At 51.1% G+C, this 24,464-nt stretch carries 24 protein-coding genes and 1 pseudogene; 10 read left to right on the plus strand and 15 right to left on the minus strand.

The features are described from left to right. Nucleotides 1-63 precede the first annotated feature (63 nt). Together AB182_RS16205 and fabA are read left to right on the plus strand one after the other, a co-directional pair. On the plus strand, nt 64-1,824 hold the full coding sequence (locus AB182_RS16205; RefSeq protein WP_047371002.1) for an AAA family ATPase: 1,761 nt from the start codon (nt 64-66) through the stop codon (nt 1,822-1,824). 69 nt (nt 1,825-1,893) lie between these two features. Next, a complete protein-coding gene (fabA, locus tag AB182_RS16210; RefSeq protein ID WP_039078583.1) occupies nt 1,894-2,412 on the plus strand; it encodes a bifunctional 3-hydroxydecanoyl-ACP dehydratase/trans-2-decenoyl-ACP isomerase in 519 nt (172 codons plus the stop codon). Between the two features lie 95 nt (nt 2,413-2,507). Here the strand turns inward: fabA and rmf are convergent, their stop codons facing one another. The 6 genes from rmf to rlmKL all read right to left on the minus strand — a co-directional run bounded on the left by rmf (nt 2,508) and on the right by rlmKL (nt 10,435). Continuing rightward, nucleotides 2,508-2,675 carry a ribosome modulation factor gene (rmf, locus tag AB182_RS16215; protein WP_039078582.1) on the minus strand — a complete coding sequence of 56 codons (168 nt, stop codon included), beginning with the start codon at nt 2,673-2,675 and terminating at the stop codon, nt 2,508-2,510. Nucleotides 2,676-2,930: 255 nt separating this feature from the next. Next, nucleotides 2,931-3,497: a membrane integrity-associated transporter subunit PqiC gene (pqiC, locus tag AB182_RS16220; protein ID WP_047371003.1), complete on the minus strand. Its 567-nt coding sequence runs from the start codon at nt 3,495-3,497 to the stop codon at nt 2,931-2,933. Further along, entirely contained in the window at nt 3,494-5,134 is a 1,641-nt protein-coding gene (gene pqiB / locus AB182_RS16225; RefSeq protein ID WP_047371004.1) for an intermembrane transport protein PqiB, read from the minus strand. Before pqiB ends, pqiC begins: the two co-directional genes overlap by 4 nt. A 4-nt stretch (nt 5,135-5,138) precedes the next feature. Next, nucleotides 5,139-6,392: a membrane integrity-associated transporter subunit PqiA gene (pqiA, locus tag AB182_RS16230; RefSeq protein WP_047371005.1), complete on the minus strand. Its 1,254-nt coding sequence runs from the start codon at nt 6,390-6,392 to the stop codon at nt 5,139-5,141. A 14-nt stretch (nt 6,393-6,406) separates the two neighbouring features. After that, nucleotides 6,407-8,314: an ABC transporter ATP-binding protein gene (locus AB182_RS16235; RefSeq protein ID WP_047371006.1), complete on the minus strand. Its 1,908-nt coding sequence runs from the start codon at nt 8,312-8,314 to the stop codon at nt 6,407-6,409. A 12-nt stretch (nt 8,315-8,326) separates the two neighbouring features. Then, nucleotides 8,327-10,435, minus strand: a complete 2,109-nt coding sequence (gene rlmKL / locus AB182_RS16240) for a bifunctional 23S rRNA (guanine(2069)-N(7))-methyltransferase RlmK/23S rRNA (guanine(2445)-N(2))-methyltransferase RlmL (protein WP_047371007.1) — start codon at nt 10,433-10,435, stop codon at nt 8,327-8,329. A gap of 99 nt (nt 10,436-10,534) precedes the next feature. Here rlmKL and AB182_RS16245 point away from each other — a divergent pair, with 99 nt between their 5' ends. Continuing rightward, entirely contained in the window at nt 10,535-11,644 is a 1,110-nt protein-coding gene (locus AB182_RS16245) for a YcbX family protein (protein WP_047371008.1), read from the plus strand. Here AB182_RS16245 and zapC read toward each other — a convergent pair. Further along, nucleotides 11,641-12,183 (minus strand): cell division protein ZapC, encoded by a 543-nt coding sequence (zapC, locus tag AB182_RS16250; RefSeq protein ID WP_047371009.1) that lies wholly within the window; start codon nt 12,181-12,183, stop codon nt 11,641-11,643. The genes AB182_RS16245 and zapC overlap by 4 nt on opposite strands. Before the next feature lie 168 nt (nt 12,184-12,351). Further along, on the minus strand, nt 12,352-13,362 hold the full coding sequence (pyrD, locus tag AB182_RS16255) for a quinone-dependent dihydroorotate dehydrogenase (RefSeq protein WP_047371010.1): 1,011 nt from the start codon (nt 13,360-13,362) through the stop codon (nt 12,352-12,354). 247 nt (nt 13,363-13,609) lie between these two features. On the opposite strand from pyrD, the gene ssuE reads away from it, so the two are divergent. Beyond that, on the plus strand, nt 13,610-14,191 hold the full coding sequence (ssuE, locus tag AB182_RS16260) for an NADPH-dependent FMN reductase (protein ID WP_047371011.1): 582 nt from the start codon (nt 13,610-13,612) through the stop codon (nt 14,189-14,191). Nucleotides 14,192-14,258: 67 nt separating this feature from the next. Here the strand turns inward: ssuE and pepN are convergent, their stop codons facing one another. Beyond that, nucleotides 14,259-16,871 (minus strand): aminopeptidase N, encoded by a 2,613-nt coding sequence (gene pepN / locus AB182_RS16265; protein WP_047371012.1) that lies wholly within the window; start codon nt 16,869-16,871, stop codon nt 14,259-14,261. Between the two features lie 415 nt (nt 16,872-17,286). On the opposite strand from pepN, the gene AB182_RS16270 reads away from it, so the two are divergent. From AB182_RS16270 to AB182_RS16285, 5 genes and pseudogenes are all read left to right on the plus strand, one after another. Beyond that, the gene (locus tag AB182_RS16270) at nt 17,287-17,526 is read left to right on the plus strand and encodes a DinI-like family protein (RefSeq protein WP_047371013.1); all 240 of its coding nucleotides are present in this window, start codon (nt 17,287-17,289) and stop codon (nt 17,524-17,526) included. Between the two features lie 281 nt (nt 17,527-17,807). Then, nucleotides 17,808-17,906, plus strand: coding sequence for a DinI-like family protein (locus AB182_RS30745; protein WP_071845996.1), 99 nt, complete (start codon nt 17,808-17,810; stop codon nt 17,904-17,906). 706 nt (nt 17,907-18,612) lie between these two features. After that, nucleotides 18,613-18,981 (plus strand): annotated as a pseudogene (locus AB182_RS16275) (SOS response-associated peptidase family protein); the annotation flags it as partial. A gap of 192 nt (nt 18,982-19,173) precedes the next feature. Beyond that, nucleotides 19,174-19,599: a hypothetical protein gene (locus tag AB182_RS16280; RefSeq protein WP_047371014.1), complete on the plus strand. Its 426-nt coding sequence runs from the start codon at nt 19,174-19,176 to the stop codon at nt 19,597-19,599. A 68-nt stretch (nt 19,600-19,667) separates the two neighbouring features. Beyond that, a protein-coding gene (locus AB182_RS16285) for an IS1 family transposase (protein WP_223883564.1) occupies nt 19,668-20,365 on the plus strand; the annotation gives its coding sequence in 2 pieces (ribosomal slippage) (nt 19,668-19,917 and nt 19,917-20,365; 699 coding nt in all). An 88-nt stretch (nt 20,366-20,453) separates the two neighbouring features. Here AB182_RS16285 and AB182_RS16290 read toward each other — a convergent pair. From AB182_RS16290 to AB182_RS16305, 4 genes are read right to left on the minus strand one after another with little or no spacing between them, the layout of a single operon-like run. Further along, nucleotides 20,454-20,678: a hypothetical protein gene (locus AB182_RS16290; RefSeq protein ID WP_047371015.1), complete on the minus strand. Its 225-nt coding sequence runs from the start codon at nt 20,676-20,678 to the stop codon at nt 20,454-20,456. Next, the gene (locus tag AB182_RS16295; RefSeq protein ID WP_047373330.1) at nt 20,675-21,223 is read right to left on the minus strand and encodes a hypothetical protein; all 549 of its coding nucleotides are present in this window, start codon (nt 21,221-21,223) and stop codon (nt 20,675-20,677) included. Before AB182_RS16295 ends, AB182_RS16290 begins: the two co-directional genes overlap by 4 nt. Then, nucleotides 21,223-21,735 carry a lysozyme gene (locus AB182_RS16300; RefSeq protein ID WP_047371016.1) on the minus strand — a complete coding sequence of 171 codons (513 nt, stop codon included), beginning with the start codon at nt 21,733-21,735 and terminating at the stop codon, nt 21,223-21,225. The genes AB182_RS16295 and AB182_RS16300 overlap by 1 nt, the downstream gene beginning before the upstream one ends. Continuing rightward, nucleotides 21,735-21,950: a class II holin family protein gene (locus tag AB182_RS16305; RefSeq protein ID WP_047371017.1), complete on the minus strand. Its 216-nt coding sequence runs from the start codon at nt 21,948-21,950 to the stop codon at nt 21,735-21,737. Before AB182_RS16305 ends, AB182_RS16300 begins: the two co-directional genes overlap by 1 nt. Nucleotides 21,951-22,181: 231 nt before the next feature. Here AB182_RS16305 and AB182_RS16310 point away from each other — a divergent pair, with 231 nt between their 5' ends. Continuing rightward, entirely contained in the window at nt 22,182-22,445 is a 264-nt protein-coding gene (locus AB182_RS16310) for a hypothetical protein (protein WP_047371018.1), read from the plus strand. A 425-nt stretch (nt 22,446-22,870) separates the two neighbouring features. Here AB182_RS16310 and AB182_RS32340 read toward each other — a convergent pair whose 3' ends face one another. Together AB182_RS32340 and AB182_RS16315 are read right to left on the minus strand one after the other, a co-directional pair. Beyond that, entirely contained in the window at nt 22,871-23,074 is a 204-nt protein-coding gene (locus tag AB182_RS32340) for a hypothetical protein (protein ID WP_139153707.1), read from the minus strand. 65 nt (nt 23,075-23,139) lie between these two features. Further along, nucleotides 23,140-24,287 (minus strand): IS3 family transposase gene (locus AB182_RS16315; RefSeq protein WP_085949497.1). Its coding sequence is split into 2 segments (ribosomal slippage): nt 23,140-24,050 and nt 24,050-24,287, totalling 1,149 coding nucleotides; the frame shifts between segments, so codons are not numbered across the junction. Between the last annotated feature and the right edge of the window lie 177 nt (nt 24,288-24,464).

The raw sequence follows: 24,464 nt of genomic DNA on the forward strand, positions 1-24,464 counted from the left end.
CTGTGTGCTACACAGGCGTTTACGGTATAATCCCGCCTTTTACATCAGACTAAAAAAACGACTTTGACCATTACAAAACTTGAATGGAATGAACTGACTCCGGATACCGAGAGCTATCAGGATGTGTTTAAGCAGTCCGCACTCACTGACGAGACGGTCTTCTTACTGGGCGATACCCAGCCCCGATTACAGTATGCGCTGGAGCAATTGCTCCATCCTATGGCGACGTCACGCTTTATGTTGGCAAAAGCGCCAGAAGAGGAAGAGTACCTTAAGATCCTCGCCGGGGCTGTGTCAGCGTTACAGCCCGAGGAATTCGACGTTGTCGGCGGCGACTATCAGGTTAATGGCGCGACGATTACGCTTACCCCTGCGCAAAACACAGAAGCCAATTTTGCCGGTAAAAACCAGGTTGTTATTGCTGACTGGGTCGAGGCCGAGCAATTATTTGGTTGTTTGCGCCAATTCAATAATGAGATTTCCTTGCAGCCAGGCCTGGTACATCAGGCCAATGGCGGCACGCTGATTATCTCTCTGCGCACCCTGCTGGCGCAGCCTTTGCTGTGGATGCGTTTAAAAACCATGGTGACGCGTCGTCGTTTTGACTGGGTCGCCTTTGATGAATCACGCCCCCTGCCCGTTTCAGTCCCATCACTGCCACTCGATCTTCGGGTCATCCTCGTCGGTGAACGGGATTCTCTGGCGGATTTTCAGGAGATGGAGCCAGAGCTCGCTGAACAGGCTATCTATAGCGAATATGAAGACAGCCTGCAGGTTAGCGACGCAGAAACCCTGGCGCAATGGTGTCAGTGGGTTCAACTGGTTGCCCGGGAGGCTGAATTGCCCTCCCCATCGGCAGATGCCTGGCCGATCCTGATTCGGGAAGCCGTTCGTTATACAGGCGATCAAGAAACACTGCCGCTCTGCCCGCTCTGGTTGACCCGTCAGTTAGGTGAAGTTTCCGCGATGACTGACGCGCAGACTTTTGACGCAGAACAGCTAACTACCATGCTTACTCAGCGTGAATGGCGCGAAGGCTATCTGGCGGAGCGCATGCAAGATGAAATTCTGTTAGAGCAGATCCTCATTGAGACGGAAGGTGAACAGACAGGTCAAATCAACGCCCTGTCAGTTGTTGAGTTTCCTGGGCATCCGCGTGCGTTTGGCGAACCTTCACGTATCAGCTGTGTTGTGCACATCGGCGATGGTGAATTTAACGACATTGAGCGTAAAGCGGAACTGGGCGGCAACATTCATGCAAAAGGCATGATGATTATGCAGTCATTCCTGATGGCCGAGCTGGAGCTTGAGCAACAAATCCCCTTCTCCGCCTCGCTGACTTTTGAGCAATCTTACAGCGAAGTGGACGGTGACAGCGCATCGATGGCTGAACTTTGCGCCCTGATCAGCGCCCTGGCGGATGTTCCTGTCAGCCAAAGTATCGCTATCACCGGCTCGGTAGATCAATTTGGCCGCGCCCAGCCTGTTGGCGGACTCAATGAAAAGATCGAAGGGTTCTTTGCTATCTGCCAGAATCGTGGCCTGGACGGCAACCAGGGCGTGATCATACCCGTTGCCAATGTGCGTCATCTTTGTTTACACCAGGCGTTGCTGGATGCCGTTAAGGCAGGTCAATTCTCTATCTGGGCCATTGATGATGTCATGGATGCACTCCCCTTATTGACCAGACTGGTCTGGGATGCAGAAGGACAAACTACACTGAAGCAGACCATCCTGGAGCGTATCGCCCAGGCGACGCAACAAGACGCTCGTCACCGTTATCCGTGGCCGCTTCGTTGGCTTAGCTGGTTCAGTCCGAACTGATCGGACTTGTTCAGCGTACACGTGTTAGCTATCCTGCGTCCGAAACTCACAATAAGGCTTACATAGAACATGGTAGATAAACGCGAATCCTATACAAAAGAAGATCTTCTTGCCTCTGGTCGCGGAGAGCTGTTTGGCGAAAAAGGCCCACAATTACCAGCTCCAAGCATGCTGATGATGGACCGTGTGGTATTAATGACCGAAAACGGTGGGAATTTCGACAAAGGATATGTTGAAGCTGAATTAGATATTAATCCGGACCTGTGGTTCTTCGGTTGCCATTTTATCGGCGATCCGGTAATGCCAGGATGCCTCGGACTGGACGCCATGTGGCAGCTCGTTGGTTTCTACCTTGGCTGGCTCGGTGGTGAAGGCAAAGGCCGTGCGCTGGGCGTAGGCGAAGTGAAATTTACCGGTCAGATTCTGCCGACCGCGAAAAAAGTCACCTACCGCATCCATTTCAAACGCGTTATTAACCGTCGTCTGGTGATGGGTCTGGCCGATGGTGAAGTACTGGTTGACGGCCGTGTTATCTACACCGCGACTGACCTGAAAGTGGGCCTGTTCCAGGACACATCTGCATTCTAATGCTGATTGCCGCGTAAACGAGCCAGAAAGAATGACTCAGGGCAGATAAGGCGAAACCTCCGCAATGCGGAGGTTTCTTGTTTAAAGAGACAGAATCAGGCAATGACGGCCCTGTCCTCCATGGCTTCTCGCCAGCCTCCCATCCATTCGGATCTCTGATTCAGCGTCTGATAAGGACACATTTCTTTTGGCCGTCCTGTGATGCCGGCCTGATACCCACGTTGATGTGCCCGTTCCAGGCGATCTCGCTTTTGTCTCTTCATGCCTCGTTTCCCTCATTTTTTGGTCTGGTGGAAAAGAAAACAGTGGTTACTAAGTATGCAACCACAGGCTACGAATACCCTGGATACCGTTTGTCGTCAATGCGCAAAATTCACGCCAGTGTCATAAATGTGACCTAAACAGAAGTTCATTTGTACAAAAACTGTGAACCAGCACAGGTAATGAATTGAGCACCAAAATAAAAAAAGCCGTCAGACAAAAATGACCTGACGGCGTAGATAATGCAGTTAATTTTACTATGGCAGACGTTTTAGCTCGCTGGCGATACTTGCCGCTTCCTGTTGCCAGGCCACGGCCAGCATTTTCACCATCTCGTCATAACCGTCTTGCTGTTGCCTGAGCTCAATGTGGAAAGGACGTTTAATCAGTTGGCCGCGATGATTCACCAGCCATTCACCACTTACGATAACCCGCCCGTCATAACGACCGTGAAAACCTGTTACCGTAACATTCAGCGTGTCCTGCTCTGTACCTAACGGTTGCGATGCCACAACCCAGCCCGGCAACTGATTGCTTAAATTCGCCACCAGCGTCGTGCGCAACTGTTGGTCCAGCGGGCTTGCCCACAGATTGTTGGTGGCAATCACGTATTGCACATCGCTTGTCTGGTAGACCACGCCATTGCCTGCAAGATAATCCGGCACCGTCACCTGCTCAACCCACAACAGGTGTTGCCCACGCGCATCGCTTTGCGCCACCGTTGGCTGCGGCGGTGACGGCAGCTGATAGTAGCTCTTCTTATCACCGCTCGTGCTACAAGCCGTCAGAAGCACTGCCAGAAGCGCTATTGTTCCTTTTTTCATTCTTTCGCCCTCTTCGGCTGCGGATCGTCTTTGTCCTTCGCTTCAAACACCAGAGCATTACTCTTATCGTTCAGCGTTTTGAGCACTGGCTGCAGCTCGCGCAACACCTGATCAAGACGCTGCATATCCGCCACCATCTTGTTGTACGCCGCCGAACCTGGCTGGAAGCCTTGCATACTGCGATTAAGCTCACGCAGAGTATTCTGCATATCTGCTGGCAGTTGCTGCATAGACTGACTGGCTGTCAGCTTATTCAGATTATCAAGTGTCGTCTGCAGACGGCGCATCGTCTGCTGGCTCGTCGTTAAGGTATTGGTTGCCTGCTCGATCATTGGGTTAAGTGGCAGATTGTTAATTTTATCCAGCGTATCCATCAGTTTTTGCTGAATCTGCGCCAGACCGCCGCTGACCGTCGGGATGATGCGATAACCACCAAATTCCGGCATATCGGTGACAGGTGGTGCCTTCGGATAAAAATCGAGGTCGACATACAGGGCACCCGTCACAATATTGCCGGTTTTCAGCGCCGCACGCAGGCCACGTTTCATTAACTCAGTAATATGCTCATCCACGTTAGGATCGCCGCCAAACTGGCTAATCAGACGCTGAGGCTCAATACGAATCAGAATAGGTATCCGGTAATCATCATTCAATTTCTGACGCATTTCTGGCGTGAAGAACGGGACTTTCGCCACGGTCCCCAGGCGAATACCGCGAAATTCAACCGGCGCACCGGGCTGCAGACCTCGAATCGAATCTTTGAAAAACATCAGGTAATCGATATGTTCGGTATACAGGGATTCCTGAATACTGCGCTGATCGTCATAGAGCATAAACGCTGTTTTTTCGGCAACTGGCTCTCCCAGTTCATTCCCTTCAGGCACATCAAAACTCACACCGCCGCCAAAAAGGGTACTGAGCGATCCCATTTCAACCCGCATTCCTGCAGAGGTTAAATCCACGGCGATGCCGCTGTCTTTCCAGAAACGCACGTTGCTGGTGACCAGACGATCGTTTGGCGCGTTAATAAAAAGCTGATAAGTGATCGTACGCTTTTGCGTATCGAAAGTGCTGGTCTCAACAGATCCGACGCGGTAGCCACGGAAAAGTACCGGATCGCCCGGAGAGAGCTGCCCTGCTTTTTTGCTGTCCAGGATGATTCGAATCCCTTTTGCATCCGGTGGTGCCAGCGGCGGCGAATCGAGCAGGTTATATCTCTCCGGCTGGCTGCCCTTTTTTCCTGGCTGCAGTTCAATATAGGCGCCGGAAAGTAATGTCCCCAGCCCGCTGATCCCTTCTCGCCCAACCTGTGGCTTGACCACCCAAAAAACAGAGTCGTTGTAGAGCAACTTCTCCATCCCTGTATTCAGGCGCGCTTTAATCTCAACATGAGTAAGATCGTCCGTCAGTGTCGTGCTCTCCACCACGCCGACATCCACGCTGCGGCTTTTGATCGTCGTTTTACCCCCGATGATGCCTTCGGCATTGGTGGTAATGAGCGTCACTTCCGGCCCCTGATGGCTGTAATGGTAAAAGAGGATCCACGCGCCGATGAGGGCCGTGACTATCGGGAATATCCATACCGGCGACCAATTTTTGACTTTCTGCACTTTCGCCTCCCCACTCGTTTTCTCCATGTTCTTACGACTCCTCATGGCTCGATTCAGGCTCGCGATCCCAGCTCAGGCGGGGATCGAACGTCATTGCCGCAAACATTGTGATGATGACGACCAGCGCAAACATCAGCGCCCCCATGGCCGGATAAATATTCATTAATCCTCCCATGCGCACCAACGCGGAGAGCACCGCGATGACAAATACATCAATCATCGACCAGCGCCCAACAAATTCTACGATTTCATAAATAAAGTGCATGCGTTCACTGTCTCGTCGACCGTGACCTTTTGCATCCCAGCATAACCAGGCGATGGCGATCATTTTTAAGGTTGGCACCATGATACTGGCAATAAAAATCACCAGCGCGACCGGATACGACCCCTCGCTCCAGAGTAAAATCACCCCGGCAAGGATCGTCGATGGCATCTGATCACCCAACAGATCGGTAATCATGATCGGCAAAATATTGGCAGGCAAATACAGCAGGATAGACGTCACCAGTAGTGCCATCGTCCACTGCAGACTGTGTCTGCGTCTGACATAGCCTTTGGTATGACAACGCGGGCAGAGGGGTTCGTCCGCCGCCACAATGGCGGTGCAACATGGACAACTGCGTAATCCCTGGTGAATACCCGCCACACCAACACGCAATGGTGCCACCGGCAGCGGTGCAGGGGAAATATCATCCCAAAGCCAGTGACGGTCCACACACTGCATGGTACGCAGTTGTAACAGGCAAAACAGACACCATGGAATAAAGCTGCTGCCAATGCCCACGTCGCCATAGGCCATCAGTTTGACAAAGCTCACCAGCACGCCGGCCAGAAAAATCTCTGCCATACCCCAGGTCTTGAGCTGGAAAAGGATACGCGCCAGAAACGTTTTGACCCGGAGCGACATCCGCACGCGATTGACCAACAGCAATATGGTCACCAGGCAAAACGCCGGGACCATCTGAACGAAGAGTAAAAAAATTGTCCCGAGGCTGGCGTAATCTTCCGAGAACATCACACCGGGGATCTCCAGCAGCGTCACCTCGCTGGTGACGCCTGCCACTTTCATATTCACAAAAGGGAACAGATTGGAAAGTAGTAGCATGAACAGCGCCACCAGCGCATACGCGGTGGGACGCTGTCTGGGTTCATCCCACTGTGTGGTTAATGTCGCGCCGCAACGCGGACAAGCCGCTTTATGACCATGCTGCATTGGTGGCAAAGCCACCAATAAATCGCACTGGGTGCACAAAATATGTCGGGTGGCGTGGTGATGTTCACACATACAGACTTCCTGAGTTATGCGCCGTTTTTTAGAGCCTCCAGATACTCCCAGCGTTCAAACGCTTCCTCCAGCGCCTGCTCCGCCGAAGCCAGTTCGGCTAGTACTTTCTGCGTGTGGTCGTGAGGCTGGCTGAAAAAGCTGGCATCTGCCACCTGCGCCTGCAATGTCTCCAGTTCCGCCTCCAGCTTTTCCAGCTTTTGCGGCAGTTGTTCAAGCTCACGTTGCAGGTTATAGCTTAGTTTGTTACTGGCTCGTTTAACAGTTTCTGCCTTGTTAACCGATACTTCGGCAACTTTCTTCCCGGATGCGGCTTTATGCGCCTGCGATGCCGCTTGCTGACCACGAGCATCATGATAACCGCCAACGTATTGGCCAATCCGTCCCGCGCCTTCGAAAATCCAGCACTCCGTCACGGTGTTGTCGACGAACTGGCGATCGTGGCTGACCAGCATGACGGTCCCCTGGTAGCTATCAATAAGCTCTTCAAGCAGCTCCAGCGTTTCGACATCCAAATCGTTAGTGGGTTCGTCGAGAATCAATAAGTTACTGGGTTTCAGGAACAAACGTGCCAACAACAGTCGGTTACGTTCACCGCCGGAGAGCGCGCGCACCGGTGTCATCGCCCGTTTCGGGTGGAAGAGAAAATCCTGCAGGTAGCCCAACACATGGCGCGGCTTGCCGTTTACCATCACTTCCTGTTTGCCCTCAGCCAGGTTATCCATCACCGTTTTGTCCGGATCGAGCTCCGCACGGTGCTGGTCAAAGTAGGCCACTTCCAGTTTGGTACCGCAATGAATGCGCCCACTGTCGGCCTGCAATTGGCCAAGCATCAACTTGAGCAGCGTGGTTTTACCACAACCATTCGGCCCAATCAGCGCAATCTTGTCGCCGCGTTGAACCTGAGCAGAGAAGTCCTGGACCAGTACTTTGCCGTCCACCTGATAGTTGACGTTTTCCATCTCAAAGACGATTTTGCCCGAGCGACTTGCTTCCTCAACCTGCATCTTCGCGCTACCCATCACCTCGCGGCGCTCGCTACGTTCGCGACGCATGGCTTTCAATGCGCGTACGCGGCCTTCATTACGGGTACGGCGGGCCTTGATGCCCTGGCGGATCCAGACTTCTTCCTGCGCCAGCTTGCGGTCAAACTCCGCATTTTGCAGTTCTTCAACGCGCAGGTTTTCTTCTTTTTCCAGCAGATAAGTGTCGTAATCGCCGGGATAGGTCACCAGTTTGCCGCGATCCAGATCGACAATACGGGTCGCCATATTGCGGATAAAGGAACGGTCATGCGAGATAAAAATAATGGTACCGCTGAAGGTTTTCAGGAACCCTTCCAGCCAGTCGATGGTTTCAATATCAAGGTGGTTTGTCGGTTCATCAAGCAGCAGCACTTTCGGTCCACTGACCAGCGCACGTCCCAGCGCCGCCTTACGCAACCAGCCGCCAGAGAGCGACGCCAGCGGCATGTCGGCTTCCAGCCCCAGTTGCGCCAGCACTTCATTGATACGGTTTTCGAGCTGCCAGAGACCATGGTGGTCCAGCAGTTCCTGTAAGCGTGCCATCTCATTGAGGTTTTTATCGCTCGGGTCGGTCATCACCAGGTGCGAAATGTCGTGATAACCCTTGAGGTACTCCGCCTGCTCTTCAATGCCTTCGGCGACAAAATCGTAAACGCTGCCCGCGACGTTGCGCGGCGGATCCTGTTGCAAACGTGCCACGATCAAATCCTGTTCATACACGATGCGGCCATCATCCAGCCCCTGCTCGCGATTGAGGATTTTCATCAGCGTCGATTTACCCGCGCCGTTACGCCCTACCAGACAGACGCGTTCGTTATCCTCAATATGCAGTTCGGCATTATCGAGAAGGGGCGCATCGCTGAACGACAGCCAGGCGCCATGCATACTAATTAATGACATCTATTTATCCTTTCAGGCTGCGGTAATCAGCCAGCAGTTGTGGATCTGACGGTTACGGGCGAAATCTTGCGACTGCGTTTTTTGGGTAATTTCTTGTGCTTTGAGCCCAAGCGTAGCCAGCCCTTCAGTATCCATACGGAAACCGCGTTTGTTGTTTGAGAACATGATCGTGCCGCCTTTGCGCAGCAAACGTTTAAGGTCTTTCATCAGCGTCAGGTGATCGCGCTGAACGTCGAAAGAGTCTTCCATGCGTTTTGAGTTCGAGAATGTAGGCGGATCGATAAAAATCAGATCGAACTGTTCATCGGTTTCGCGTAACCATGCCAGTACATCAGCCTGCAGCAGACGGTGTGGACGACCGGTCAGGCCGTTGAGACGCAAGTTGCGTTCCGCCCACTCCAGATAGGTACGCGACATATCCACCGTCGTGGTACTGCGCGCGCCGCCAAGCCCGGCGTGAACACTCGCACTACCGGTATAAGAGAAGAGATTGAGGAAATCTTTGCCCTTGCTCATCTGACCCAGCATACGACGCGCGATACGGTGATCGAGAAACAGCCCCGTATCCAGATAGTCCGTCAGGTTCACCCACAGTTTGGCGTTGTATTCACTAACCTGGAGGAATTCACCCTTTTCACTCATCTTCTGGTACTGGTTGTTGCCTTTCTGCCGTTCACGGGTTTTCAACACCAGCTTGTTCGGCGCAATCCCCAGCACGGCGATGGTCGCGGCAATAATGTCAAACAGACGCTGACGCGCTTTTTGCGCATCGATGGTTTTGGGCGGCGCGTACTCTTGCACCACCACCCAGTCACCGTAGCGATCGACAGCCACGTTGTAATCCGGCAGATCGGCATCGTACAGGCGATAGCATTCAATGCCTTCCTGACGCGCCCATTTTTCCAGCTTCTTAAGATTCTTACGCAGGCGGTTGGCGTAATCCTCGGCCATTGCCGGCGCTTTTGCTTCGCCCGTGTTTTCCGTCAGGTGATAGTTTTTCTGTACACAATCCAGCGGGCCGTTTTTAGCCTTGAACTGGCGGTCAGCGCGCAATTGCAGGCAGTTAAGTAAATCGACAGAGGCGCTGAACAGCGACAGATTCCAGCCGCCAAATTGCGATTTCAATGTCCGTCCCAGCAGGCTGTGCAGGGCAATCAGCGCCGGTTCGCTTTCCAGACGCTCGCCGTACGGCGGGTTGCTGATAACGGTGCCATACGGCCCTTTCGGCAGCGGATTGCTTAACTGCGCCACATCTTTTACGTCGAAAGTGACCAGCTCGCCAACCCCGGCACGACGGGCGTTACGCTGCGCGCGCTCAATGACGCGAGGATCGTTATCGGAGCCATAAAAATGCGACGTGTAATTGGCCAGCCCAGCCCGTGCACGGGTCTGCGCGTCGGCTTTCACGTCCTGCCAGATTGCCTCATCATGTTGAGCCCAGCCGCCAAAGCCCCAGCGGCTGCGGTGTAAGCCTGGCGCACGATCGGTCGCCCACATAGCCGCTTCAATCAGTAAGGTGCCGGAACCGCACATCGGATCAAGCAACGGCGTACCCGGCTGCCAGCCAGAGCGCATCACAATCGCCGAAGCGAGGTTTTCTTTGATTGGCGCCATACCTGTGCCGTCACGGTAACCACGCAAGTGCAGACCTTCGCCACTCAGGTCGAGCGCAATACTGGCCGTCTCTTTATTCAGCCAGACGTTGATGCGTAGATCCGGTGATTCACGATCAACGTTCGGACGCGGCAGATTTTTGCGGGTAAAGCTATCGACAATGGCGTCTTTTACTTTCAACGCGCCATACTGGCTGTTGCGAATTTCTTCATTCAGGCCGCTAAAATGGACCGCAAAGGTGGCATTCGGGCTGAAAATCTCCGTCCACGGAATCGCCTGCACGCCGAGGTAAAGGTCCAGATCGCTGTAAACCTTACACTCACTGAGCGGCATCATGATGCGCGAGGCCAGACGACTCCACATCAGGCTTTGGTAAAGCAGCCGTGTGTCACCATGGAAATGGACGCCCCCCTGAACCACCCGGCATTCTTGCCCGCCCAGGTTCTCCAGTTCAGTTTTTAATAGCTCTTCCAGCCCACGGGCCGTACTGGCAAACAGAGAAATCATAAAATCACTTATCGATGAAGAAAATTGTTGCGCATTATAGCCAATCTGGCGTTCATGTCATAAAGTTGAGGGCTTATTTTCGTTCACAGAGGAAATGACGTGGCAACCCTTTCGCGTCTTTTTATCCATCCAGTGAAGTCCATGCGTGGTATTGGCCTGACGCATGCCCTGGCAGACTCCAGCGGATTATCGTTTGATCGCATTTTTATGGTGACCGAAGCGGATGGCACCTTTATTACTGCGCGACAATTCCCGCAGATGGTACGCTTTCTCCCCTCTCCCCTGACGGATGGCCTGCATTTAACCGCACCCGATGGCAGCAGCGCCGTGGTGCGTTTTAATGATTTTGCGCCTCAGAGTGCGCCAACGGAAGTGTGGGGGAATCATTTTACTGCCCGGGTTGCGCCAGAACCCATCAATCAGTGGCTCAGCGGCTTTTTTGCACGAGACGTTCAGCTTCGCTGGGTGGGGCCGCAAACCACGCGCCGGGTAAAACGTTACGAGGATGTTCCGCTCTCGTTTGCCGATGGCTTTCCGTTTTTATTGACCAACGAAGCCTCATTGCGTGATTTACAAAACCGTTGCCCGGCAAGTGTACAGATGGAGCAGTTTCGCCCCAACCTGGTGATCACCGGCGCTAGTGCATGGGAAGAAGACACCTGGAAAGTAATACGCATCGGCGACGTCGTCTTTGACGTGGTGAAACCGTGCAGTCGTTGTGTTTTTACCACTGTTAGTCCCGAACGTGGGCAAAAACATCCCACTGGTGAACCGCTGGCGACACTCGCCCGTTTTCGCACTGCGCAAGATAATGGCGACGTTGATTTCGGTCAGAACTTAATTGCCCGCAATAGTGGGGTCGTTCGGGTAGGTGATGAGGTAGTGGTCCTTTCCCGCGCACCCGCTAAACCCTATGGCGCAGGACAGTCTGTTGAGTCTGTAGAACAAGAACAGCAAACAGAGGACGTGGTGGATATTGTCTGGCAGGGGCAAAGTTTTCGCGGGAACAATCAGCAAATCTTGCTTGAGCAACTGGAGAATCAGGGGATACGCGTGCCCTATTCCTGTCGGGCGGGCATTTGCGGCTGCTGTCGCATTCGTCTGATTGAGGGTGAGGTCAGCCCGTTGAAAAAATCAGCTATCGCGCAAGATGGCTCCATCCTGAGTTGCAGCTGCGTACCGAAAACCTCAGTTCGCCTGGAAAGTTAAACGGCCTGTTCAAAGCTGAAACTGGCGGCACTGAGCTGCGGTTTCAGCCTGTCATTCATGATCTTAATGGGATCGCCTAATTGCATGGTACGACCGGCGATAACAACCCCTGGCTGCGCCAGCAGGCAAAGTGCGGCATTTTCACCCGGCTCAACCACCAGCAAACTAACCTCTTCGCCGCTGTCACTCATTACGACGCTCGCGGCTTCGCCCGCACAGGGAGACCACGGCGTATTGTAGCTGGTAAAGTGCCAGCTTTTAGGCATTTGCGGCTTCAGAAAACGAATGGCCACCAGTGCATTAAGCACCAGTTCGGCACGTTGCTCATTTGAGAGCATCAGGTCGCGGCATTTTTCATCGAAGGAGAAGTATAAGGCGGCATCGTCTACGCAAAACCCGCAGGGGGAAAACGCATCCGGAGTCAACATTTTGCGGGCAAAGCGCGAGCGAAATAACATGCCATTGGCCAGATCGAGCATCATACGATCGTGCTCGTCATCAAAATACCAACGCCAATTATCGTCAGGTTTAATTCGCATTTCTTTCTCCCCTCCCCGTAAACATCCTTTTGCCTTTTTCATCCTGTGCCGTTTCGCTTATTACGCTAAATAAGCAAAGACTAAAATGTACAAATTAGCAACAATCACGGAATATAAAACAACCAGGACCGGAAATAAAGCCCTGGTTGTCTGATAGTGGGTAAAAGATCAGATATGGGTAACGATTTCTTTAATCAATTGCGGGCCTTTAAATATAAAGCCTGAATAAATTTGCACCAGCGATGCCCCTGCGTCCATCTTCTCACGCGCGGCAATCACGGAGTCGATGCCCCCCACGCCGATAATCGGCAGGCGGCCATTTAATTCCTGAGACAGGCGTCGAATAATTTCTGTGCTTTTTAATTGCAGCGGACGGCCACTTAATCCACCCGCTTCATCGCAATTTTTCATTCCCCGAACCAGTTTTCTGTCCAGCGTTGTATTGGTGGCAATGACGCCGTCAATATTGTGACGAACTAAACTGTCGGCCACCTGGATCAATTCTTCTTCGGAAAGATCCGGAGCGATCTTCACGGCAACAGGAACATATTTATGATGGGTCTGATGAAGAGCTTGCTGTTTATTTTTAATGGCGCTCAAAAGGTCATCCAGCGCTTCGCCATATTGTAATGTTCGCAGGCCCGGCGTGTTCGGCGAGGAAATATTAATAGCGATATAACCGGCATAGGCATAGATTTTTTCCATACAAATCAGATAGTCATCTTTGCCGTTTTCAACTGGCGTATCTTTATTTTTGCCAATATTAATACCCAGCACGCCATCAAAATGCGCTTTTTTCACATTCTCAACCAGGTTATCAACGCCCAGATTGTTAAAGCCCATGCGGTTGATCAACCCTTCGGCGTCGACCAGGCGGAAGAGACGCGGCTTGTCGTTGCCAGGCTGCGGACGCGGCGTCACGGTACCTATCTCGATCGCGCCAAATCCCATCGCACCCAGCGCATCGATACATTCACCATTCTTATCGAGGCCAGCGGCAAGTCCCAGCGGATTTTTAAACGTGAGTCCCATGCACTGTACCGGTTTTTCCGGCACACGCTGACGCACCAGTGCTTCCAGCGGCGTACCCGTAATGCGGCGTAGTTGTTGAAAAGTAAATTCATGAGCGCGCTCAGGGTCGAGCTGGAAAAGGGCTTTACGAACGAAGGGGTAGTACATGAACTCTCCTGGATTCCCGGTGTGCAAACCGGGGGCGTATTATCTTTGATTAGGTGAAGAAATGGAATTGACCTGGGGCAAAAAAAGGTCAACTGGACGCAATCGTTTTCTCATCGTTGCCCGTATATTCTTTTTTTAACGCTTTTTCGCAGAAAAAATCATTTAGCGGAATATAAAACCTCTGCGACACTGAGCATATTGCTATCAATACCTGATAAAGCGAAGCAAATGGTTATAAGGAGTGAATATGCGAGTTGTTACCCTGGCGGGAAGCCCGCGCTACCCTTCCCGCTCAAGCGCTCTGCTGGAATATGCGCGTGAACGCATGGCGGCCCTTGACGTTGAAGTATGCCACTGGCATTTGCATAACTTTGTCCCGGAAGATTTGCTTTATGGCCGTTTCGACAGCCCTGCCTTGCAGACACTGCTCGAACAATTAACCGAGGCTGACGGGCTGATCATCGCCACCCCGGTGTACAAAGCGTCCTTTTCCGGCGCGCTGAAAACCCTGCTTGATCTGTTCCCGGAACGCGCGCTGGAAGGCAAAGTCGTCCTCCCCTTCGCGACCGGCGGCACCATTGCACATATGCTGGCGGTGGATTATGCGCTCAAGCCGGTTTTGAGCGCATTGAAAGCCCAGGAAATTTTGCATGGCGTCTTCGCCGATGACAGCCAGGTGGTGGATTATCAACATAAACCCCACTTCACAGCGAATTTGCAGACGCGGCTGGACGGTGCGCTGGAAACATTCTGGCAGGCCTTACATCGCCGCGACACGCAAGTGCCCACGATCGGCGCTCATATTGCAAATGTCGCCAGGGCGTCGTAATAAAAAACCGGGTCGCGCTGTACACGCTAACCCGGCTTGTTATCACGCATGATCTGCCCGCTGAACGCTATGCCAGCGCTTTGCTGATCTTCTCAAACAGATCGCCCGACAGATTCGGCAATGCTTTGAGTTGCTCCAGCGCCGCACGCATTTTTTCCTGGCGTTTCGCATCATAACGTTTTAAACGAATCAGCGGTTCAATCAGACGCGAGGCCACCTGCGGGTTGCGGCTGTTCAATTCTGTCAACATTTCGACCATGAACTGATAGCCGCTACCGTCTGGCGCATGGAATGCTGCCGGGTTGCTGCTGGCAAACGCGCCAATCAGGGAACGCACACGGTTCGGGTTGCTCATTGTAAATGAACGGTGTTTTAGCAGACCGCGTACGGTGTCAAGCACGTTCTCTGCCGGGCTGGTCGCCTGTAGAATCAGCCACTTATCCATTACCAGACCGTCCTGATGCCATTTGTCATCGTATTCCTGCATCAGCGCGTCACGGCACGGCAGCTGTGCGGCAACAGCGGCGGAGAGCGCCGCCAGCGCATCCGTCATGTTGTCAGCATGGTGATATTGCTCGCTTACCAGTTTATCGGCCAGCTGCGCGTCGCCGAAGGCGAGATAACGCAGACAGGTGTTACGTAATGCACGCTTGCCGATATCCGCATGTTCCACGCGGTAGGTATCAAGCTTGTTGGCGTTATAAACGGCCAGCACTTCATCTGCCAGCTCGGTAGCCAGCGTGCGGGTCAGCGCTTCGCGTACCGCCACGATGGCAACCGGATCGATAACGTCGAACAATTCGGCGATCTCATTCGCCGACGGCAATGTCAGAATTTCCGCAGCCAGCGCCGGATCGATGTGTTCATCCAGCAGGATCGCGCGGAATGCATCGGCAACATGCAGTGGCAATGAGAGTGCCTGCCCCTGCTGATGGCGGGCAACGTTGAGCTTAATATGTGTCGCCAGCAGGCTCTGCGCGGCATCCCAGCGAGAGAAATCATTGCTGGCATGACGCATCAGGAACGTCAGTTGTTGGTCACTCCATTTATATTCCAGTTTCACCGGCGCAGAGAATTCACGCAGCAGGGACGGTACCGGCTGGAAGTAGACATTATCAAAGACAAACGTCTGTTCCGGCTGGGTAACGTTCAGCACGTGATGCACAGGGTGACCGTCTTTCTGCAGTGGGATGACCTTGCCTTCATTATCATAAAGCTCAATGTCAAACGGGATATGCAGCGGGTGTTTCTCGTGCTGTTCCGCTGTCGGCGGCGTACGCTGGCTAATAGTGAGCGTGTACTGCTCGGTCGCCGGATTATAATCGTCGTGTACCGTGACAATCGGCGTCCCCGCCTGGCTATACCAGCGACGGAAATGGGACAGATCGATATTTGACGCATCTTCCATTGCCTGAACGAAATCATCGCAGGTTGCAGCGCTGCCATCGTGACGTTCAAAGTAGAGCTGCATCCCTTTCTGGAAATTCTCTTCGCCCAGCAGGGTATGGATCATGCGGATGATTTCAGCCCCTTTCTCATACACCGTCAGGGTGTAGAAGTTATTCATTTCAATAACTTTATCCGGGCGAATCGGATGCGCCATCGGGCTGGCGTCTTCGGCAAATTGCAGCCCGCGCATGGTGCGAACATTATTGATACGGTTTACCGCACGGGAACCCAGGTCCGAGCTGAACTCCTGGTCACGAAACACGGTCAGCCCTTCTTTCAGGCTGAGCTGGAACCAGTCGCGGCAGGTCACGCGGTTGCCGGTCCAGTTATGGAAATATTCATGACCAATGACGCGTTCGATATCGAGATAGTCTTTGTCGGTCGCAGTATCAGTACGGGCGAGCACATATTTGGAGTTAAAGACATTGAGGCCTTTATTCTCCATCGCGCCCATATTAAAGAAGTCCACGGCGACAATCATATAGATGTCGAGGTCGTATTCGAGGCCAAAACGGGTTTCGTCCCATTTCATGGAGTTCTTGAGCGAGGTCATCGCCCAGGGCGCGCGGTCAAGGTTGCCACGGTCGACAAAGAGCTCAAGCGCAACTTCACGCCCGGAGCGGGTGGTAAAGGTATCGCGCAGAACATCAAAATCGCCCGCAACCAGTGCAAACAGGTAACAAGGTTTCGGGAAAGGATCCTGCCACTGTACCCAGTGACGACCGTTTTCCAGATCGCCCTGGCCCACACGGTTACCGTTAGAAAGCAGGAACGGATAGGCGGTTTTGTCGGCAATGATTTTAGTGGTAAATCGCGCCAGAACATCCGGGCGGTCCAGATACCAGGTAATATGGCGAAAACCTTCTGCCTCACATTGAGTACAGAGCGCATCGCCGGACTGATAGAGACCTTCAAGCGCAGTGTTCGCAGCCGGACTGATTTCATTAACGATACGCAATGTGAATCGCTCAGGCAGGCCGTCAATGACCAGGTGATTGTCTTCTTCTTTATATTGTGTCCACGGCTGGTCGTTAACATGGATTGACACTAACGTCAGGTCTTCGCCATTCAGACGCAATGGCACTGGCGAGGCGCTATGACGTGAAATAGTGCTCAGCGCAGTGACAACGGTTTTTGCGGCATCCAGGTCAAAGGTCAAGTCAATATCGCTAATCAGGTAATCCGGCGCACGGTAGTCGTGGCGGTATTTGGCTTGTGGCTGTTGTGTCATAAAAAACCTTTAGCATCTTCTGTTTGGTTACGTCTCCAGTCTATTCCTGTTGCGTAATTCCCGCCACGCAGAATGTTCATCTTTTCAGGGAGAAAAGCTCACTATGCTACATTTTAGTAACATGAAATAGTAATTTTTAAAATCGACAAATATCGTCCAGGAGCACCGTAAATCACGGTTGGACTGATTAAACGAATTTCATATTTGCGAACTTTAGCGATTTTCACCGATGGTAAATGCCCCATTGGTGCCCCATAGACAATTCTCTGTAGCCCAGACGGATAAAGGCCTCGCGCTAAACCTCTAGTCGAAAACACCCCACAGATTCGCTGCTTGATGAGCGATTACTTGACACTGTATAAACACCCAGTCAATAATAACTGTATATACAACCAGTAATTTAGCTGAGGTAGCTATGTTCGTTGAACTCGTTTACGACAAAAGAAATGTTGAGGATTTACCCGGCGCGAAAGGCATCATCTTGGCTGAACTGACAAAGAGGGTTCACAAGATTTTCCCCGGAGCAGATGTGAGAGTTAAGCCGATGCAGGTGAACGCGCTGAACAGTGATTGTACGAAAACTGAGAAAGAGCGGCTCAACCGCATGATCGAGGAAATGTTTGAAGAGGCTGAATTTTGGCTTGTTGAGGAATAGTTCCCTAACCCCCTGATAAAAAACCAGGTTATACCTCGCCATTTTTAGCGCTATATCCATTACAATTTCCTTCACCGGCAGTGGCCAGACGAAACTTTTAGCTAAGGAGAAGGCGTGTCAGTCCACTCTGCATGGAAAGCAAAACATACTTCCTTTAGAAATAAAAAAGTTTAGTTCAAATTAATCAACGCTATAGTGCAAGGTTATGAGCCGGCTACTGAACCTGGTTATGTTGCTTATCGCTTACTGCCCGATTAACGAATAACGTCAGCAATTGTGGTCTGGCTGTTCTACGTTCGAAGGACAAGGAAGGCGATCAGGAGTACGTGCAGGAGGAGATACAGGAGACGTGGGAATCAGCGGACGACTGGTTTCATTGATAGCCCACATAAACTTCCTGAGATCGGTTGAAAAGCGAACCGGCTGTACTATACTTTTCTTGCTGTGCTAACAGCACCACGCTTATCTAATCTTTGATTTTTTATCACAGCCCGCCCCCTATTCTGGCGGGCTTTTTTATGTTTACTGTTTGTTCAAAAATTTCCAATGGATTTCGTGATATCCTGCATTTGTGACGACTTTTGTCGCGAATTTACTTGAAAGTTGAACTTTTTGCCCGCTGTAAGCGGGCTTTTTTTTCTGGCAAAAGTACAGACGTGCCGCAAAATAAAGCATGTAATTATAAAATTTACTGGAGTAATGTGAAAAACATCTGTGACGAGAGTCGTTGAAAGCGAGGCGCGTAACTGATTGAATAATGGCGGAGAGAGGGGGATTTGAACCCCCGGTAGAGTTGCCCCTACTACGGTTTTCGAGACCGATTCAATTTACAATTAAATCATACACTTATAAATCACGCATGGTATAACCGTGTTATTTTGTAATTAACAAAATCAACTAATTACGGGCTTATCGACACTTCATATACCAACACTTTTCTTAACTAAATGAGCAATTCTCCTCCGCTGCAAAAATTCATGAATTATGTATTCCTGCCAACGAACAATAGCGCCTTCCAGATCCTTCTGTATGTTTTCGACATAGTTCCATCTCCTATACTTTCAGTCTAACTGGCTGGAGGTGCATATGTGCGGACGATTTGCCCAGGCGCAGACGCGCGAAGAATACTTGGCTTACCTCGCCGAAGAGGCCGAACGCGACATAGCTTTTGACCCCGAGCCAATTGGCCGGTTTAACGTCGCTCCTGGCACGAAAGTTCTCCTGCTCAGTGAACGCGATGAGCAACTGCATCTTGATCCTGTAATCTGGGGTTACGCCCCCGAGTGGCGGGATAAAGCACCATGGATTAATGCTCGCCTCGGGACAGCAGCCATCAGCAGAATGTTTAAACCGATATGGCTACATGGCAGGGCTATCTGTTGTACTGATGGTTGGTTTGAATGTAAAAAGGAAGGCGACAAGGAGTATGCGCAGGGTGATTACAGGAAACGCGGGAGTCGGTGGATGACTGGTTATTTCGCTGACAATAGAAATTTCAATGAACCCCCACATGCAAATCTGTAATCTGATTCGCGAGTTAGTGAAGGATTTTTTATAAGCCGCAGGTTTACCTCTTTAATTCTATTGTGTATTTTATATTTATCGTCATGGAGAGCGGTATTAGTGTAGAAATAAGGGTGTTTTTTAGTGGCTAAAGCAGATGAGTTAACGTTTGCTGATTTTTTATCCATCAACAGCAGACTGAGGCAAGTCAGTGACACATGGGCTGATTTGTGGGTTAGCATCTATTACACTCAATTGAGTGTCGGAAAGTTGGTGGCGTTGCGTTTTGAAGATATTTCAGAGTCAGGTTCACCATTAAAAAAATCTGGAATTATTCATTTGCTGGCTGAGAATCCTGTAAGGCATATTATCCAGAAACGCCGTTCATTATACCCTGAGGACGAATTTATATTTCAAAGCCATTCTAATAGAGTCAAATCTATAGCAAAACCGGTGACAGTGGTTGCATTTAACCAAGCGTTACGTGATATTGCCAAGTATGTCACCGATAAAAGCGTCAGCAGTAATAGTGCACGAAGAGTACAAAATATAATACATAAAGCTGCATAGCATAATACATCACGGTAATGGTGCCAACTTACTGATTTAGTGTACGATGGTGTTTTTGAGGTTCTCCCGTGGCTTCCATCTCCATCAGTTGTCCCTCCTGCTCAGCTACTGAAGGCGTGGTGCGTAACGGTAAAAGTACTGCCGGACATCAGCGCTATCTCTGCTCTCACTGCCGTAAAACATGGCAGCTACAGTTCACTTACACCGCCTCTCAGCCCGGTACACACCAGAAAATTATTGATATGGCCATGAATGGCGTCGGATGTCGCGCCAGTGCACGCATTATGGGCGTTGGCCTCAACACGATTTTACGACACTTAAAAAACTCAGGCCGCAGTCGGTAAACTCACGCATACAACCGGGCAGTGACGTCATTGTTTGCGCGGAAATGGACGAACAGTGGGGTTACGTCGGCGCTAAATCACGCCAGCGCTGGTTGTTTTACGCGTATGACAGGATACGGAGGACGGTTGTGGCGCACGTATTCGGTGAACGCACGTTGGCCACGCTGGAGCGTCTTCTGGGCCTGCTGTCGGCCTTTGAGGTCGTGGTATGGATGACGGATGGCTGGCCGCTTTATGAATCACGCCTGAAGGGAGAACTGCACGTTATCAGCAAGCGATATACGCAGCGCATTGAGCGGCATAACCTGAATCTGAGGCAGCATCTGGCAAGGCTGGGCAGGAAGTCACTGTCGTTCTCAAAATCGGTGGAGCTGCATGACAAAGTCATCGGGCATTATCTGAACATAAAACACTATCAGTAAGTTGGAGTCATTACCGACTTTACTCATCATTCTTACCCCGTATTAATTCACCTCAAACACTGCTCGCGCACATATGCTTTCAGACCAGTTAATTGGCTGAGCTGATGTCGATGTAATACTCTTTGCCCTGCTCAAACTGGCTGAACGCAGCGGGGTTAGAGATGTGCATCTGTAGCAGGCCACCCGGCGTGTACTTCGACCAGGTTTTATTTTCTGGCGTGTCGTTGGTAACGGGGCTCATGTGGACAGTGCAATGAGAATTGTCGTCAGCTTTTTGGATAAAGTGACAGCGGAACTTGGCACGAACGGTCATGGTGTGTCCTCTGTTGGTTGTTGTCGTTGTTGCTCAATGTCGCGAATTCCCGCTAGCTGGTTGTTCGCTGTTTCGATAGCGGCCAGCAGCGGTTGAATCCATAACACCGCCTGACAATATGTCAGGGTGCTGGTGGGAGTGGCACCACTATCGGCTGAGTTAGCCCCGGTGGAATCGGCGTGCATTGCCCCGGCACGTAAACGGTTCGTGTATTCGAGCAGCCCACCAGCAACATCATCAGGAACAGGCAGATCGCAGGTTTTTTCACGGCGTAATATCTCCCGGTATTTTATTACCGTTGTTTCGCTGTTCCCGGCCACAATTGCGTTTGCCTGCGCGGCGGTCTCAGCGGTTTTATTGAAGCGGTTGATATTGAATGCCTGAGTGGCTATTACCTGCCCCTGCAGAGCATTGTCTGACTTAAGTACGCGGTTTTCGCTCTCAGCGGTTGCGGCTTTGTCGCTGTAGTGAAATGCCGACCACACCAGGCCGCCGAAGATGCTCAGGATAAAAACGCCGATCGCAATGAGATAACGAATCTTCATCATGCACCATCCAGACAGAGAGCCTTTTCTTTTCCGGCACGATCCACCAATCCCGGCAATATCTGTCCGCCTCCCCATACCCAACGGGTAAACTGGTTACAGGCTGCGGTGATGTTGCCACTACGGAACATGGCGAACATCTGAGAGGTTCGCAGATTTCCGCACCCGGCACGGAACGTAACTGAAACAGCAGCACTGAATGCGTTATCGGACAGGTTGCGTCCGTTGCCATAGCGATTTACGCATGACTCAGCATCCAGAATGTTTGCCTGCCAGTCAGCAGCAATTTGCGTATCAGTTTTACGCATACCGGCTTTTACGCCGTGAGTGTTGCCTATACCGTCCGTCAGAACACCAGCGGGACAAACGTAAGGATCACGTCGGCAGGATTCTGCATTACCGATAAGCTCAAGTCCGCGCTGATTGGTTCGCACCTGCCCGTTGCTCACGATGATAGCGATGATTGCCATCACTGAGCAGATAGCACCACCAGCGATTTTAGCTTTACCCATCACTCACCCCTGGCGGCCTTGCGCCGATCCTCTTTGATTTTGAAATACAGGCTTGTCAGATACGTCAGCAAGCCAAAAAAAAGACTGCCTATTACACCAATTGCAGCCCACTGCTCTGGGGTGTAACCATCAAGAAGTTGTTTAAACCAGTAGGCGGCACTTCCGCCGGAAGCACCGTACGAAATGCCGGTTGTAAGTTTGTCCATTCGTAGCATGCTCCACCTCCGCATCAGGGAAGTGCTGTTTGTTTGATATGATTGTGAGGCTGTTTATGTCTGGCCTGGAAAGACTAAAGCCAAAAGACAGCAAGTGTTCTTTGGGATCTGGTTCACTATGAAGTGAACCGACAGTGTCTATTGTTAGAAAAGAAAGGCGACTACTTTATTGCTCTAAAGATTGTTTGCGTAACGTCGATAATCAAGGGGTCAATGTTTCAGGAGGTAGTTATGGCCGATGTAATTTTCGTTTTTCCCAAAGGGATTGTTCAAAGGAAAGAGTATCTTTTCAAAGTCCTCAATGTGGATTATGAAGTTAACACTGATGCCAACGACTCCGACATTCTTATGCTTAATCGCACTGCAAACTGGGGTAAGACCGACTTTGCAAATCTTACCAGCGCCCTGAGGCTGGAGATTTGTCGAAGCGAAAATTTAGGAACCAATTCAGACGGGGAAAATCATATGTGGTTGTTTCATCAGATTGATGAGTAACTACCGAAAACCACAAAAAAAACCTGCACGGGGAAGCACAGGTTGAAGGAATATTAGCAAAATCGATAATTGTTATACGTGGTGCCGGGTGCCTCCCGGTAAAACGCTGACTGGCTGCAACGTTCCGCATGCATATATAAACTCAAAGACCGCCAGTAATGCCCCGCCGCACAGGGGGATTCACCACGCCTTTAATTTACAGTTATAACGGTGATTTAGTCAACGATTGGGCTTTGGTCGCCGGAGCAATCACAACCAGACCTGTAGAGGGAACGGTCCAGCGACCAAAGATGGCGGCCTCTGCGCAAGCGCCTGACAGTTGGGTAATGAGTCGCCGTCAGCGAGGCCTGTATACGAAAAAGCCCCGCAAGTAGCGAGGCTTAACAAATTAGTTTTTGTGCAGAGAACGAAAATCAACCTCAAGGTCACTGATGATGCTTACATACATCACCACTCCCAGCAGGAAACACGCCAGCAGTATCAACACAGTTACCCATTTTCTCATCTGCAATCCTTTGATTGCTGGCTGTTACGTCATCGACCAGCATCAGTCTGTACAGATGATAATGTAGCATGCAACCCGCGGCGATACATCCAGCCATCAGGAAGGCAGTTGTTGTTCTTTTCACAAGACCTCCCCGCTATCGCTTTATCAAATATATGCGGGAAAGAGTAATGAATCGCCACGGATAATCTAGACACTTCCGAGCCGTTGATAATACTGGTTTTCATATTCTGTCGGTGACATCTGTTCGCTAGAACCATGCCGACGCTTACTGTTATAAAACATTTCGATGTAATCAAAAATATCACTGCGGGCTTCTTCCCGCGTTCCGTAGATCTTTTTCTTTATCCGTTCACGTTTCAACAACTGGAAAAAACTTTCTGCAACCGCATTATCATGGCAGTTACCGCGACGGCTCATGCTACCCTCCAGGCCGTGTGATTTCAGGAACGACTGCCACTCATGGCTTGTGTACTGACTGCCCTGATCCGAATGAACCAGCACCTGTTTTTCGGGATTACGCCGCCATACAGCCATCAGCAGTGCGTTCAGGACAATGTCCTTTGTCATCCGGGATTGCATGGACCAGCCGATAATTTTGCGTGAGAACAGATCAACAACAACGGCAAGATACAGCCAGCCTTCGTGGGTCCTGATGTAGGTTATGTCCGTTACCCAACGCTCATCAGGAGCATCCGGATTGAACTGTCGCTGGAGCCTGTTGGGTGACACGATACTGGCCTCGCCTTTACGTGCCCGCGGGCTTCGGTATCCGACCTGAGCCTTTATTCCGACACGTTTCATCAGTCTCCAGACTCTGTTTACTCCGCACTGTTGCCCGCTGTCACGCAGATCCAGATGGATTTTGCGATAACCATAGACGCATCCCGACTCCAGCCAGAACTGTTTAATCTGTCCTGTCAGTCTCAGGTCTGCCTGATGGCGTTGTGAATGCGGCTGCTGAAGCCAGGCGTAAAAACCACTGGGATGAACATCCAGCACCCGACAGAGCAGGCGAACAGGCCAGCAACAGGAGTTGTCACGGATAAAGGCGTACCTCAGTCGGACAGCTTTGCGAAGTACGCCGCGGCTTTTTTTAATATGTCCCGTTCGTCGGTAACCCGTTTCAGCTCTTTCTGGAGACGGCGGATCTCGGCCTGAGCATCTGACTGTTCTTTATTAGTGGAAGAATCCGGACCGTACTTCTTTATCCAGGCATAAAGGCTGTGGGTGGTGATATCGAGACGTGTTGCAACGCTGGCAACAGAATAACCGCGATCAACAACCTGTTTGACTGCTTCAGTTTTAAACTCTTCGGGATAACGCTTACCGCTCATGGGCACCTCTCTTTAAGCCATCTTAAATGACTCTGAGGTGTCTGTTAAACCCGTGGCGATTCAAGGAACCCATCAATATCAAGTTTGCTTAATGTCATCTGTTAGCCTTCCTGTTGATTGATTCTTTTAATGCGGGGGAGATAATCTTTATACCACCCCAGAGAGATAAAATGTTTG

It is taken from the genome of Phytobacter ursingii, from assembly GCF_001022135.1.
Classification (GTDB): domain Bacteria; phylum Pseudomonadota; class Gammaproteobacteria; order Enterobacterales; family Enterobacteriaceae; genus Phytobacter; species Phytobacter ursingii.

Bases quoted from the DNA above. Each gene is read 5' to 3' on its own strand.
- fabA (WP_039078583.1), top strand. From the start codon at position 1,894: ATGGTAGATAAACGCGAATCCTATACAAAAGAAGATCTTCTTGCCTCT.
- rmf (WP_039078582.1), bottom strand. From the start codon at position 2,675: ATGAAGAGACAAAAGCGAGATCGCCTGGAACGGGCACATCAACGTGGG.
- pqiC (WP_047371003.1), bottom strand. From the start codon at position 3,497: ATGAAAAAAGGAACAATAGCGCTTCTGGCAGTGCTTCTGACGGCTTGT.
- pqiB (WP_047371004.1), bottom strand. From the start codon at position 5,134: ATGGAGAAAACGAGTGGGGAGGCGAAAGTGCAGAAAGTCAAAAATTGG.
- pqiA (WP_047371005.1), bottom strand. From the start codon at position 6,392: ATGTGTGAACATCACCACGCCACCCGACATATTTTGTGCACCCAGTGC.
- AB182_RS16235 (WP_047371006.1), bottom strand. From the start codon at position 8,314: ATGTCATTAATTAGTATGCATGGCGCCTGGCTGTCGTTCAGCGATGCG.
- rlmKL (WP_047371007.1), bottom strand. From the start codon at position 10,435: ATGATTTCTCTGTTTGCCAGTACGGCCCGTGGGCTGGAAGAGCTATTA.
- zapC (WP_047371009.1), bottom strand. From the start codon at position 12,183: ATGCGAATTAAACCTGACGATAATTGGCGTTGGTATTTTGATGACGAG.
- pyrD (WP_047371010.1), bottom strand. From the start codon at position 13,362: ATGTACTACCCCTTCGTTCGTAAAGCCCTTTTCCAGCTCGACCCTGAG.
- ssuE (WP_047371011.1), top strand. From the start codon at position 13,610: ATGCGAGTTGTTACCCTGGCGGGAAGCCCGCGCTACCCTTCCCGCTCA.
- pepN (WP_047371012.1), bottom strand. From the start codon at position 16,871: ATGACACAACAGCCACAAGCCAAATACCGCCACGACTACCGTGCGCCG.
- AB182_RS16270 (WP_047371013.1), top strand. From the start codon at position 17,287: ATGTTCGTTGAACTCGTTTACGACAAAAGAAATGTTGAGGATTTACCC.
- AB182_RS16290 (WP_047371015.1), bottom strand. From the start codon at position 20,678: ATGACCGTTCGTGCCAAGTTCCGCTGTCACTTTATCCAAAAAGCTGAC.
- AB182_RS16295 (WP_047373330.1), bottom strand. From the start codon at position 21,223: ATGAAGATTCGTTATCTCATTGCGATCGGCGTTTTTATCCTGAGCATC.
- AB182_RS16300 (WP_047371016.1), bottom strand. From the start codon at position 21,735: ATGGGTAAAGCTAAAATCGCTGGTGGTGCTATCTGCTCAGTGATGGCA.
- AB182_RS16305 (WP_047371017.1), bottom strand. From the start codon at position 21,950: ATGCTACGAATGGACAAACTTACAACCGGCATTTCGTACGGTGCTTCC.
- AB182_RS16310 (WP_047371018.1), top strand. From the start codon at position 22,182: ATGGCCGATGTAATTTTCGTTTTTCCCAAAGGGATTGTTCAAAGGAAA.